This is a genomic window from Erythrobacter sp., from assembly GCF_036351135.1.
GTDB lineage: Bacteria > Pseudomonadota > Alphaproteobacteria > Sphingomonadales > Sphingomonadaceae > Erythrobacter.
Genome location: NZ_JAZBON010000027.1, coordinates 15675 through 27306, shown reverse-complemented (window position 1 = coordinate 27306; position 11632 = coordinate 15675). Strand labels below are relative to the sequence as shown.

Annotated in this window: 13 protein-coding genes; 10 read left to right on the top strand and 3 right to left on the bottom strand. The window is 65.7% G+C overall.

Annotated features, from left to right (window positions below; translation table 11 throughout):
* The first annotated feature begins 48 nt into the window (after window positions 1-48).
* From V2I30_RS09725 to V2I30_RS09710, 4 genes are all read left to right on the top strand, one after another.
* On the top strand, window positions 49-438 hold the full coding sequence (locus V2I30_RS09725; RefSeq protein WP_330661961.1) for a hypothetical protein: 390 nt from the start codon (window positions 49-51) through the stop codon (window positions 436-438).
* Between the two features lie 199 nt (window positions 439-637).
* On the top strand, window positions 638-1078 hold the full coding sequence (locus tag V2I30_RS09720; RefSeq protein ID WP_330661960.1) for a DNA-directed RNA polymerase subunit beta': 441 nt from the start codon (window positions 638-640) through the stop codon (window positions 1076-1078).
* Between the two features lie 44 nt (window positions 1079-1122).
* Complete coding sequence (gltX, locus tag V2I30_RS09715) at window positions 1123-2448, top strand: glutamate--tRNA ligase (RefSeq protein WP_330661959.1); 1326 nt, start codon at window positions 1123-1125, stop codon at window positions 2446-2448.
* A gap of 83 nt (window positions 2449-2531) precedes the next feature.
* A complete protein-coding gene (locus V2I30_RS09710) occupies window positions 2532-4235 on the top strand; it encodes a SulP family inorganic anion transporter (RefSeq protein WP_330661958.1) in 1704 nt (567 codons plus the stop codon).
* Window positions 4236-4258: 23 nt separating this feature from the next.
* On the opposite strand, the gene V2I30_RS09705 is transcribed toward V2I30_RS09710, so the two are convergent.
* Window positions 4259-5125, bottom strand: coding sequence for an energy transducer TonB (locus tag V2I30_RS09705; protein WP_330661957.1), 867 nt, complete (start codon window positions 5123-5125; stop codon window positions 4259-4261).
* Window positions 5126-5584: 459 nt separating this feature from the next.
* Window positions 5585-7087, bottom strand: a complete 1503-nt coding sequence (gene pyk / locus V2I30_RS09700) for a pyruvate kinase (RefSeq protein WP_330661956.1) — start codon at window positions 7085-7087, stop codon at window positions 5585-5587.
* Window positions 7088-7189: 102 nt separating this feature from the next.
* Between pyk and V2I30_RS09695 the strand changes: the two genes are divergently transcribed.
* From V2I30_RS09695 to V2I30_RS09680, 4 genes are all read left to right on the top strand, one after another.
* Complete coding sequence (locus V2I30_RS09695) at window positions 7190-7507, top strand: DUF1244 domain-containing protein (protein WP_330661955.1); 318 nt, start codon at window positions 7190-7192, stop codon at window positions 7505-7507.
* Window positions 7508-7622: 115 nt separating this feature from the next.
* Window positions 7623-7859 carry a DUF2312 domain-containing protein gene (locus V2I30_RS09690; RefSeq protein WP_330661954.1) on the top strand — a complete coding sequence of 79 codons (237 nt, stop codon included), beginning with the start codon at window positions 7623-7625 and terminating at the stop codon, window positions 7857-7859.
* Window positions 7860-7922: 63 nt separating this feature from the next.
* Window positions 7923-8804, top strand: coding sequence for an SDR family oxidoreductase (locus tag V2I30_RS09685; RefSeq protein WP_442896922.1), 882 nt, complete (start codon window positions 7923-7925; stop codon window positions 8802-8804).
* Entirely contained in the window at window positions 8797-9144 is a 348-nt protein-coding gene (locus V2I30_RS09680; protein ID WP_330661952.1) for a heavy metal-binding domain-containing protein, read from the top strand. The genes V2I30_RS09685 and V2I30_RS09680 overlap by 8 nt, the downstream gene beginning before the upstream one ends.
* On the opposite strand, the gene V2I30_RS09675 is transcribed toward V2I30_RS09680, so the two are convergent.
* Window positions 9141-9962 carry a CPBP family intramembrane glutamic endopeptidase gene (locus tag V2I30_RS09675; RefSeq protein ID WP_330661951.1) on the bottom strand — a complete coding sequence of 274 codons (822 nt, stop codon included), beginning with the start codon at window positions 9960-9962 and terminating at the stop codon, window positions 9141-9143. The genes V2I30_RS09680 and V2I30_RS09675 overlap by 4 nt on opposite strands.
* A gap of 82 nt (window positions 9963-10044) precedes the next feature.
* Here V2I30_RS09675 and V2I30_RS09670 point away from each other — a divergent pair, with 82 nt between their 5' ends.
* Window positions 10045-10791, top strand: a complete 747-nt coding sequence (locus V2I30_RS09670; protein ID WP_330661949.1) for a YebC/PmpR family DNA-binding transcriptional regulator — start codon at window positions 10045-10047, stop codon at window positions 10789-10791.
* A 246-nt stretch (window positions 10792-11037) separates the two neighbouring features.
* A complete protein-coding gene (gene ruvC, locus V2I30_RS09665) occupies window positions 11038-11508 on the top strand; it encodes a crossover junction endodeoxyribonuclease RuvC (RefSeq protein WP_330661948.1) in 471 nt (156 codons plus the stop codon).
* Window positions 11509-11632: the final 124 nt, after the last annotated feature.

The following is an 11632-nucleotide window of genomic DNA, read 5'->3' as shown; positions in this document are numbered from 1 at the left end:
GCTCTGGCCGGCTGTCAGCCCGCGGTTTCGCGTCCTGTCGCGGCGCCGGTGGCCGACACATCACCGGTCCCCGCCGCCGGCGAACTGCCCGGAGAATACCGGGTCGCCGGGATCGACGGAGCGGAGGTGTCGGGCGGGATCGGCATAGCTCTTACCATTACCGACCAACTGATCCGGTTCGATCCGACCTGTGCGGGCTTCAGCTGGACCTACACCTACGAAGCCGGCGCGCTACGCACCGACCGCCCGGAAAAGCCGCGCGAGCCGGGCGCGCCCTATACCGCCAGCATCAAACGCCCCACCTGCCGCATCGCGGTCCACCCAGAACAGCGCCGCCTCGCCGCCGCGCTCGACGCGGTAAGCGAGGTCGCGCGGACCGAGGACAATGCGCTTGTGCTGAGCGGTGGCGGGCATAGCGTCACGCTGTTCACGCAATAAAACGCGTCCCTCGAATCCCCCCAGCGCCCCCCAAGTCATCCCCGCGAACGCGGGGACCCAGGGGCGGCTGAACGCTATCCCACCCTGGGTTCCCGCTTTTGCGGGATTGCCCAAAGGGCGGGAAAGCGCATAAACGCTATTGCGAAGCACTCGCATATCGGGCATCACCTTCGCATCCTCTCAGCCATGCGAGACCTAAATGCCCACCAGCCACCTGTCCCCGCTCACTTCGAAACGCATCATCGCCCGCCTCGCCGCCCCCGCGCCGATCGCCGAAGCCCATCCCATCGCCGCGCGCTTCGTTTATGCGCTGCGCCTGATCGCGGTACACGAGCGGGCGGGGCGCGATCCCGTGCCCGAACTCGCGGCACGGCTGGGCAGCGTCATTGTCGCTGCCAAAGCGCTGACCCTCGCGCAGGCGATCACGACCTGCTGGCCCGACGACATTCACCTCTCGCGCTTCTGTTGCGGGTGGCTGAGCCATGACGAAGCAACGATCGCCCAGCTCGTCGAAGCGGCCGCGGCCCGCGACCGGGCACGCGGGGACCGGGCGCTCGAAGGGTTCGTCCGGCGAAGGCGGATCGAACGTCTCTGGATTGCGGCCAGCGAGCTCGTCATCGCCGAACTCTCCGCCGCCTGAGCCGTGCTTGCAGGCCATCGCCTGCACCTTTACGAGCGAGGCCGATGACCACCACCCGCTTCGCCCCTTCGCCCACCGGCCGCCTGCATGTCGGCAATATTCGCACCGCGCTGCACAACTGGATGCTGGCGAAAAAGGCGGGCGGGCAGTTCATCCTGCGCATCGACGACACCGATGCCGCGCGCAGCCGCGAGGAGTATGTCGAGGCGATCCGCGAGGACCTCGCCTGGCTCGGTCTCGAACCGGATCGCGAGGAGCGTCAGTCGCGCAGGCTGGACGCCTATGAAGCCGCATTCGAGAAGCTGCGCGGCGAAAATCGCATCTATCCCGCGTACGAAACCGCGCAGGAGCTGGAGATCAAGCGCAAGATCCAGCTCGGGCGCGGGAAACCGCCGATCTACGACCGGGCCGCGCTTGCGCTGAGCGAAGAAGAGCGCGCGGCGAAGGAGGCGGACGGCATCGCGCCGCACTGGCGCTTCAAGCTCGATCACGACGAAGCGATCGAATGGGAGGACGGCGTGCGCGGACGGGCGAAATTCGATCCCACGCAGCTGTCCGACCCCGTCATCCGCCGCGCCGATGGCTCGTGGCTCTACATGCTGCCGAGCACCGTCGACGATATCAATATGGGGGTGACGCAGGTGCTTCGTGGAGAGGATCACGTGTCGAACACCGCGGTGCAGATCCAGATGTTCACGGCCTTGCAGGCGACACCGCCCGCCTTCGCGCATGAGGCCCTGCTGGTCGGCAAGGAAGGCAAGCTGTCGAAGCGCCTCGGTTCGCTTGGCTGCGACGCCCTTCGCGCGCGCGCCATCGAGCCGGAGGCGATTGTCGCTCTGCTGGCGCGGCTTGGCACCTCGCAGCCGGTCGAGCCGATCGCCGATCGCCGCGCGCTGGTCGAAGGTTTCGACCTATCCCATTTCGGCCGCGCCCCCGCGAGGTTCGACGAGGAGGAACTCGAGCGGATCAACACCGCCATCGTTCACCAGCTGGATTACGCGCAGGTTCGCGGGCGCCTGCCCGCCGGAATGGACGAGGCGGGCTGGCATGCGGTGCGGCCCAATGTCGCCACGGTCGCCGAGGCGGACGTCTGGTGGCAGCTGGTCACCGGCCCCATCGCGCAGCCGGAATTCGGCGACGAGGACAAGGCCTATCTCGGCGAGGCTGCGAAGGCTCTGGAATGGGGCGAAGACCCGTGGGGCGCGCTGACCGCGAAGCTCAAGACGCAGACGGAGCGCAAGGGCCGCGCGCTGTTTCTGCCGCTACGCCAGGCGCTCACCGGGATGGATCACGGCCCCGATATGGGCGAGCTGCTGCCTTTGATCGGCAAAGAACGCGCGCGCGAGCGGCTGGAACGGGCGGCGGCCTGACGGCGCATCAACCGATGCGTGGTTCGGAACAGCCCCGGACGGCTTCGCGTTAAGTCCGCTATGGCAACGCGCCGACCCCATTCATGACCCATCCACTCGTCCCAAAGTTGACGGTGTCTGGCTATGGCGGCAAGACCGCGCTGGCCGACGCGATCGCGGGGGTGATCCTCGCGATCCTGCTCGTGCCCCAGGCGATGGCCTATGCCCAGCTCGCCGGCCTCCCCGCGCAGGCCGGGCTATACGCAACGCTCGTTCCCCCGGTGCTCTATCTCCTGTTCGGCACCAGCCCGTTCGTTTCGGTCGGACCGGTGGCGCTCATCTCGCTGGTCGTCGCCGAAGCGTCGGGCAGCGCCGATGTCGAGCCGATACAGGCGGCGGCGATCATCGCCATCGAAGCCGGGCTGGTGCTCGCGATGCTGGGCGCGCTGCGGCTCGGACGGCTCATCAATTTCATCAGCGAGCCCGTGTTGCTGGGCTTCACCGCGGCGGCCGCGATCCTCATCTTCATGAGCCAGTTGCCGACGCTGGTCGGAACCGATCCCGACCGGGCGGGCAATCTGATCGATGCGGCTTCCGCCTTCTGGCAGGTCATGCCCGAGATCCGGCCGGCGACCGCCGCCATCGGGACGGGCGCGCTGGCGCTGCTGTTCCTGATCGACTGGCTCGCCGCGCCCGCTTTGTGGAAGATCGGGGTGCGCCCGCCATGGCGCCAGGCGATCGCCAAGTCGCTGCCGCTGCTGGTGATCATCGGCTGCGCCGTCGCTGCGGGCATGGTCGAGAGCGAGGTGCCGCGGGTCGAAGCGCCGCCCGGCGCCATCCCCTCGGTCACGCTGCCGCCGCTCGATCCCGCTGTCTGGCTGCAATTGGCGCCCAGCGCGCTTGCCATCGCGGTGGTGATCTTCGCTACCGCCATCGCGGTCGCCAAATCGCTTGCCGGCGAGGATCGCAGCGAATTCGACACCAGCCGCGAGGCAGTCGCGCTGGGCCTCGGCAATATCGCCGCCCCGCTCACCGGCGGCTATGCCGTGGGGGCCAGCCTGTCGCGCTCGGCACTGGTCGAGGACAGCGGCGGCAAGACCCCGCTCGCCCATGTGGTCGGCGCCGCGCTGGTGCTCGCGGTCATTCTCTTCGTGGCGCCGCTGCTCGCCTATCTCCCCAAGGCCGCGCTTGCCGCCCTGGTGATCAGCGCGGTGTTCGGCCTCGTCAAGACGCGGGCGATGACATCGGTCTGGCGGCACGACCGGTGGGAAGGGGTGCTGATCGGGGTCGCGTTCGTCGCTACGCTGGCGCTGGGGGTGACGCTCGGCCTTGCGGTCGGCGCGCTGGCGGGGCTGGCGCATTATCTGTGGTTTTCCTCGCTCCCGCGGGTCACCCGGATCGGTACCGACGACGGTGGGCATTCCTATCGCTCGGTAGACCGCGACGACGTGCGGCTCAGCACCCTGCCGGTCCTGATCGTGCGGGTCGACCGCTCGCTGTTCTTCGCCAATGCCGCCTATGTCGAGGACGAGATCTTCAATCGGCTCGGCGAGCATGACGAGGCAGAATGTCTGGTGCTCGACATGCGCGCGGTGAACACGGTCGATGCCAGCGGCCTTGCCATGTTCCAGCGGCTGTCCGAACGGCTGCACCGCGAAGGCATCGCGCTGCATTTCGCCGAGGTGCATGAGCCGGTGAGAAAGGCGCTGGGGCGCCTCGACAGCCGCAAATGTGCCTTCCACCGCACAATCAACGACGCGATGGGCGCCTGCGGCACGCCGCAGGACCAGACGATCGCGCCGACGTAATGTGCGGGGTCGACGCCCGCGGCTCAGCCCTCGTTTTGCGTGTCGCGCCGTTCGCGGGGAGACGCAGCGATATTGACGAGCACCCATTCGTTATGGACCCGGCGACCCCGCTGATCGAACACACGGAGCCGAAAGGTGGGCGCAGCCCGTAGCGCGGCCCTGCCGAAATCCAACCCGCGCGGTTGCTCCGCCACGATCGAACAATCGCGAACGCGTTCGTTGCGCAGCACCATGCACATGAGAATGGCGCGCCCCGATGCATTCATGAGCTTGGCCTGGTCCGGGTAGAAACGGTGCAATACGTCGAGATCCATTTGCGGCGCCCATTGCGCTGTCAGATCCGTTCGCAGCTTGCGCCCGGCGCCCGTGCCGGGGCCACCTGGACCCGAGCCGCCTCCTAAAGTGCCGCCTGCGCCCGCCTCCCCCACCGCGCCGGTCTGACGATCGCCTTCGCCGTCCCGTCCATCGAGCGGGAATGGGGTGACGCCGAGCGTTTCGATTTGCGGCACGGTCAGCGGGCTGAGCCGGATCGCCGGGGTTGGCACGATGGTGAGATCGGGCGCCGGCAGGACCGCGGAACGGCGCGCCGCCGGAGCCGACAGCTCGGGTGTATCGGCGATCACAGGTGCGGCATCGGCAGGTTGCGGCGCGGGTCTATCCCGCGGAGATGCGACAATCGAATGCGCGGAAAACAGAACCAGCGCTCTGCTCTCATCCCGCACCGCATCTTTCGCAATCGAAATGCCGAGAAGAAAGACGAACAGGCCAGCGGTCAAGAGAACTGAAAGAACGAGCGCGCGCTTGTCGATCGGCGCACGAGCGCCGGAAAGGACTAATTCCTTTCGATAGGGCGACATGGCCTGCGCCTCCATTTCCGCTGCGTCGGGCATTCGTTCGAAATCTTGTTCAGTTAGGCGAGCTTACGTCAAATGTCCTTCGATCCAAATAGCTGCGACGTAATGCGCGCTACTCGCTGTATTCTAGTCCCGACGGCGTGAACCTTACCTTATGTGGTCCAGCGCGAGGCTCCGCTTACGCCGTAAAATCCGACTTACACTGCAATTCTCGTTGGCGTAGAGGAGCAAATCCTCCTGCCGCGTCATGTGGAGGAACACGTGGGGCTGCCCGTCGCCGCAAAAAGCTCGATCGCTTAAGCTCGAGAATGATCGGCCTCGATATCGGGCATAGCGCCAGCCCGCAGATGTCAGCGAACCCTTTGCCTCGGTGAGGGTCATGCCTTTCTCGACGCCTACAAAGCTCTCTACGTCTCTTTGATCCGCCCTCCACGCCCTGCTCATTATGACAGCCAAACTGGCGAGTATCAGCGTAAGCACGAGCACCCTCATCCGCTATCGGCCCTCATGCTTCTCCAGCTCGTCGCCGCTCAGCGTTACGACGTGCAGCAGATTGGTCGCGCCCGGCGTGCCGAAGGGGACGCCGGCGAGCACCACCTGCTTGCTGCCCGCCTGGCCGAAACCATGGCGCAGGGCCATGCGCTTGCCCTTGCCGATCATCTCTTCGAAGCTGCCGATATCCCGCGTCGCCACGGCATGCGCGCCCCATAGCAGCGCAACGCGCCGGGCGGTGCGCAGGCTGGGGGTCAGCACCAGCATGGGGGTTGCCGGGCGCTCGCGCGCGACCCGCCGCGCGGTCGATCCGCTGGCGGTGAAGACCGTGATCGCGCTGATCGGCACGGTTTCGGCGATGGTCATGCAGCTGTGGGCAAGCGCGTCCGAGGTCGTCGCATCGGGCACCGTCGCAAGCAGGCGGACGCGCTTCTTGTAGCCCTCGTCGCGTTCGACCTGGGCGACGATCCTGTCCATCATCGCGACCGATTCCTCGGGCCATTCGCCCGCCGCGCTCTCGGCCGAGAGCATGACGGCATCGGTTCCGTCATAGACCGCATTGGCGACGTCGGAGACCTCGGCGCGGGTGGGGATCGGGCTCTCGATCATGCTCTCGAGCATCTGGGTCGCGACGATCACCGGCTTGCCCGCCTCGCGGCTCGCATCGATGATCCGCTTTTGCAGCGGCGGCACTTCCTGCGGCTCGAGCTCGACGCCGAGATCGCCGCGCGCGACCATGATACCATCGCTGAGTTCGATGATCGCATCGAGCCGTTCGACTGCCTTGGGCTTTTCGATCTTGGCGCAGAGCGATGGCCCGCCGTTGAAGGAGGCGCCGCCGCGCGCATGGCCGGCGATGAGCTTGCGCGCTTCGGCGAGGTCTTCGGCCCGTTGCACGAAGGACAGCGCAATCCAGTCCGCGCCTTGTTCGACTGCGAAGCCCAGATCGCGGCGATCCTTGTCGGTCAATGCCGGGATCGGCACTTCGGCATCGGGGACGTTGACGCCTTTGCGGTCCGAGATCACGCCGCCGACTTCGGCCGAACAGCGGATCTGAGAATCGTCCGCCTCGCGCACTTCCAGGCGGATCTTGCCGTCATTGATCAGCAGCCGCTGTCCGCGCTCAAGGATGCCGAACAGTTCGGGATGGGGCAGGCAGACGCGGCTGTCGTCGCCGGGCGAGGGATCGCGGTCGAGCGTGAAATGCCCGCCATGTCGGATGACCGCGCTGCCGCCGGCAAATTCGCCGACGCGCAGTTTTGGCCCCTGAAGATCGGCGAGGATCGCGATCGGCCGTGCGAATTCCTTCTCCAGATTGCGGATCGCGGCGATGGCCTTGGCATGATCGGCGTGGGCACCATGGCTCATATTGATCCGAAACGCGTCGGCGCCTGCGCGGAACAGGCGGCGCAGCATCTCGGGCGAGCGGCTGGCCGGCCCGATCGTGGCAAGGATCTTGACCTTGCGCCCGCGCGGGTCGATCCGTGAATTGTCGCGATTTGCCATGCGAAATCCGTATAGTCCGTTGGATGAGCCGCCCGTCGTCGAAGGCCCGGCTATGGCACAGGCGCCCTCCAACTCAAGCCTGCAACGTAAAGGAAAGCTCCAATGTCCGATGTGAACGACCCGCTCGATACGCTCGACGATGCCGTCGCCGCCACCGCGTTTCGCCGCCTGGTGCGCCATCTTCGCCACCGCCACGATGCCCAGAATATCGAGCTGATGGGTCTCGCGGGCTTCTGCCGCAATTGCCTCGCCGACTGGATCCGCGATGCGGGCTATGACGGCGACAAGGCGTCGGCACGCGAACTCATCCACGGCATGCCGGCAGAGGAATGGAAGGCGACGAAACAGCGTCCCGCAACGCCCGGCCAGATCGAGGCGATGGAGAAGAGCCTGTCGATGAACAAGCCCGATCTGCGTTAGACGATTTATCCAGCGACAATGACAGGTCTTGTGGATAGCGGCCTTTGCGCGGCGCAGCCTGCGGCCTAGTCACGCGCCTTTCCACGCGAATCGCGAAACCCGGAGCAACAGAAAAATGGCCGACGCCACCGACGACCGCCTGCGCCTTCTGATCGAGCGCATCGAACGCCTCGAAGAGGAAAAGAAGGGCATCGCCGACGACATCCGCGACGTTTATGCGGAGGCAAAGGCGGTCGGCTACGACACCAAGATCATGCGCCAGGTCGTGCGCCTCAGGAAGATGAAGCCCGACGATCGCAGCGAGCAGGAAACCATTCTCGAAACCTACAAGGCCGCGCTCGGCATGGGTTAAGTTCGGAACCACCCCGCGCCCGGCTGTCTTGTAATATCAGACGCCAGCAAGGGAGCCCGAACCATGTCCGACAAGCTCGAGAAGCATCAGAACGCCGACTTTATCGCCTCCATCGACGAAGAACCCCGGATGCCGGGGCACGAAAGCGAAATGGAGAACAAGCCCGATTGGGAGCCGCGCTACCCCGGCTCGGGTCGGCTGAAGGGAAAGGTCGCGATTATTACCGGCGCGGACAGCGGCATCGGCCGCGCAACCGCGGTGCTGTTTGCACGCGAGGGTGCCAATGTCGCGATCGCCTATCTCAGCGAAGACGACGACGCGGCGAAAACGAAGGAACTGTGCGAGGCCGAAGGCGCGCGCGCCTTGACCCACGCTTGCGATCTCGGCCAGAAGCAGGCTTGCGAGGAACTGGTCGAGCAAACCATCGACTCGTTCGGCCGGCTCGACGTGCTGGTCAACAATGCGGGCGAACAGCATCCCGATTACGAGATCGGCGACATCACCGCCGAACAGCTTCAGCGCACGTTCCAGTCCAACATCTTCTCCATGTTCTACATGGTTCAGGCCGCGCGTCCGCACCTGAAGAAAGGCGCGGCGATCGTCAATTGCACCAGTGTGACGATGTACAAGGGCGCGCCGATCCTGCTCGATTACAGCGCGACGAAAGGCGCGATCACCGCCTTTACCCGTTCGCTGAGCGAGAACCTGGTGGAGGACGGCATCCGGGTCAACGCGGTCGCCCCCGGGCCGATCTGGACCCCGCTCAACCCGTTCGGCGGGCAGCCTCCGCAAGAAATGGACGATTTCGGCGAGAGCACCCCGATGGGCCGCCCGGGCCAGCCCAACGAGGTCGCGCCCGCTTTCCTGTTCCTTGCCTGCAAGGACAGTTCCTATATGTCGGGACAAGTGTTGCATCCCAACGGAGGTATCATCGTAAATGGCTAGGGAATGGAAAGACGCGCGCGGGATCATCGTCACCACCACCCCGACGGTGGAGGGGCAGCCGATCCAGGAATATTACGGCATCGTCGTGGGCGAAGTCATCGTCGGCGCGAACCTCTTCCGCGACCTGTTCGCCAATATTCGCGACATCGTCGGCGGTCGCTCGGGCAGTTACGAGCGCATCCTTTCGAAGGCGCGCACCCAGGCGATCGAGGAATTGCAGGCCGAAGCGGCCAGCCGCGGCGGCAACGCGGTGGTCGGCGTCGATCTCGATTACGAGGTGATCGGCGACACCGGCTCGATGCTGATGGTCAGCGCCAGCGGCACCGCGGTCAGGGTCTAGCTCTCCGCTAGCATGGCGAGCGCGGCGAAGGTCAGGGCGGTGGCGTTGTGGACGGCGTGGAGGAGTATCGCGGCCCACAGGGCGAAGCGCACGCGGACATAGGCGAGGATCATGCCGAGAATGAATTGCGGCAGGACCAGCGGCAGCAGGATTGCCAGCGTGCCCTCCTCGAAATTGGCGATGTGAACCAGCGCGAAGGCGACGGTCGAAAGCCAGAAGAAGGCGGGGAACAGCCGCTCGAACCAGGCGAGGGGTTCGGCATCGCGAAAGCGCACGAGCGCGGCGACGGCGCCCACCAGGCCCGCCAGGGCGAGGCCAACGCCCAGCAGCGGGTTCATCATATGCGCGAATGCCGCTCCGCCAAGCCCAAGCGCAAGCGCAAGCAGCGCCAGCAACACGCCGGGCCTGCCCGACAGCCAGCCGCGAAAGACGATCTCTTCGAAGAGGGGCGCGGCGACCACCACGAGAAACACGATGGTCGGCGTGAACTCGATGCCGGCAAGCGCGGTCGCAGGCAGATAGACGCCGAGCGCCACCGCGATCGTCGCCGCCAGAATCAGCACCAGCATGATCGCCACGTCGAGCGCATAGAGCCGCGCCAAAGCGGTTAGCGGCACGCCGCCCTCGTGGCGCACCGCGAGGCTCGGCCGCTTGATGAACGCCCAAAGCCGGCGCCATTCGGCGATCATGCCGCCGGCAGCCTCGCCGCCCGGCGAAGGATCGGTGAGCGCGCCGGTATCGGGCGCATTTGTATCGGGCGCATCTGCATTGGGCGCGATCGGGCGGGCGGCGGTGGCGTCGTCGGGGCTTGTCGGCATATCGTCCAAGGGTTTAAGGCACGAAGGTATGAATGAGGGGCTAAACGCCCGTCGCACATCCCCGATTCAATGACGAGGTCCCATGGCAGGCCATTCCAAATTCAAGAACATCATGCACCGCAAGGGTGCGCAGGACAAGAAACGCTCCAACCTGTTTTCCAAACTCTCCCGCGAGATCACCGTTGCGGCGAAGATGGGCACGCCCGATCCCGACATGAATCCGCGCCTGAGGCTGGCGGTCAACACGGCCAAGGCCCAGTCCATGCCAAAGGACAATATCCAGCGCGCGATCGACAAGGCGAGCGCGGCGGATGGCGAGAATTACGAGGAGGTGCGCTACGAAGGCTATGGCCCGGGCGGCAGCGCGATCATCGTCGAGGCGCTGACCGACAACCGCAACCGCACCGCCACCGCCGTGCGCACCGCTTTCAGCAAGAACGGCGGCAATCTGGGCACCGAAGGATCGGTCGCGCATGGCTTCGAACGGGTCGGTTATATCGAATATGACGCCGAGGTCGGCGGCGAGGACAAGGTGCTCGAGGCCGCGCTCGAAGCGGGGGCCGAAGACATCCAATCCTCCAAGGACGGGCACGAGATCTGGACCGCGCCAGACGATCTGCACGACGTCGCCGGCGCGCTCGAGAAAAAGCTGGGCGAAGCCAAGGAAGTGAAGCTCGCCTGGAAGCCAAACCTGACCGTCGACATGGACGAGAAGAATGCCGGCACGCTGCTGAAACTGATCGACGCGCTCGACGACGACGACGACGTGCAGACCGTGTGGGGCAATTACGAGATTTCGGATGAGGTGATGGAGACGCTGGACGCTTGACCCCGCCCGGTTTCCCGCGCTTCGAATGGGTCTATCTGACTTTGTTGCTAGCCGCCTTCGCGCTGGCGATCGCGTGGCGGCTGGGCTGGCTGGTGGGTTTATGAATTGGCTTTCCAGACCCGCTCGCCCTGAGCTTGTCGAAGGGTCGTCCTTCCACTTCGGCGCTGCGCAAGAAGAAATGCGGTCGTTGGCGCTTCGCGCCCTCTCCGAGTCCGACAAGCTCAGGACGAGCGGTATTTCCCTGGTGTGACCCTCATCCTCGGCCTCGACCCTTCGCTCACCTGCACCGGCTGGGGCGTGATCCGCGCGGATGGTTCGCGTCTTTCTCACGTCGCCAACGGGCAGATCGCGACGAAATCGAGCACCCCGATGGCCGCGCGGCTCGCGGCGCTGCACGCCGGCATCGGCGAGGTCATTGCCGAGCATGCGCCGATGCGCACGGCCTGCGAGGAAGTCTTCGCCAACGAGAACCCGAAATCGACGCTCAAGCTCGCACAGGCGCGCGGCGCGGTGCTGGCTGCTTGCGGCGCGGCGGGCCTGAACGTGAACGAGCATGCCGCGCGGCTGGTGAAGAAAGCGGTGGTGGGCACCGGCGGCGCGGACAAGAAACAGGTGCAGGCGATGCTGCGGGTGCTGCTGCCCGGCGCCGAAGTCGCGGGCGCCGATGCGGCCGATGCGCTGGCGGTCGCCATAGCGGACGCGCATCTGACGCGCTGATATTCAACGCAAACGATGTCCTACACGCCGTCCGTATGGCAGAAGCATCGGCGCCATGAAGGGCAGGCTGGAAGAGGGCTAAGCTGAATGAAAGTGACAGGTAGACCAGGTGAAAGTTCACACT

Coding starts and splice junctions, on each gene's coding strand:
- V2I30_RS09720 (WP_330661960.1), top strand. CDS start 638: ATGCCCACCAGCCACCTGTCCCCGCTCACTTCGAAACGCATCATCGCC.
- gltX (WP_330661959.1), top strand. CDS start 1,123: ATGACCACCACCCGCTTCGCCCCTTCGCCCACCGGCCGCCTGCATGTC.
- V2I30_RS09710 (WP_330661958.1), top strand. CDS start 2,532: ATGACCCATCCACTCGTCCCAAAGTTGACGGTGTCTGGCTATGGCGGC.
- V2I30_RS09705 (WP_330661957.1), bottom strand. CDS start 5,125: ATGCCCGACGCAGCGGAAATGGAGGCGCAGGCCATGTCGCCCTATCGA.
- pyk (WP_330661956.1), bottom strand. CDS start 7,087: ATGGCAAATCGCGACAATTCACGGATCGACCCGCGCGGGCGCAAGGTC.
- V2I30_RS09695 (WP_330661955.1), top strand. CDS start 7,190: ATGTCCGATGTGAACGACCCGCTCGATACGCTCGACGATGCCGTCGCC.
- V2I30_RS09690 (WP_330661954.1), top strand. CDS start 7,623: ATGGCCGACGCCACCGACGACCGCCTGCGCCTTCTGATCGAGCGCATC.
- V2I30_RS09685 (WP_442896922.1), top strand. CDS start 7,923: ATGTCCGACAAGCTCGAGAAGCATCAGAACGCCGACTTTATCGCCTCC.
- V2I30_RS09680 (WP_330661952.1), top strand. CDS start 8,797: ATGGCTAGGGAATGGAAAGACGCGCGCGGGATCATCGTCACCACCACC.
- V2I30_RS09675 (WP_330661951.1), bottom strand. CDS start 9,962: ATGCCGACAAGCCCCGACGACGCCACCGCCGCCCGCCCGATCGCGCCC.
- V2I30_RS09670 (WP_330661949.1), top strand. CDS start 10,045: ATGGCAGGCCATTCCAAATTCAAGAACATCATGCACCGCAAGGGTGCG.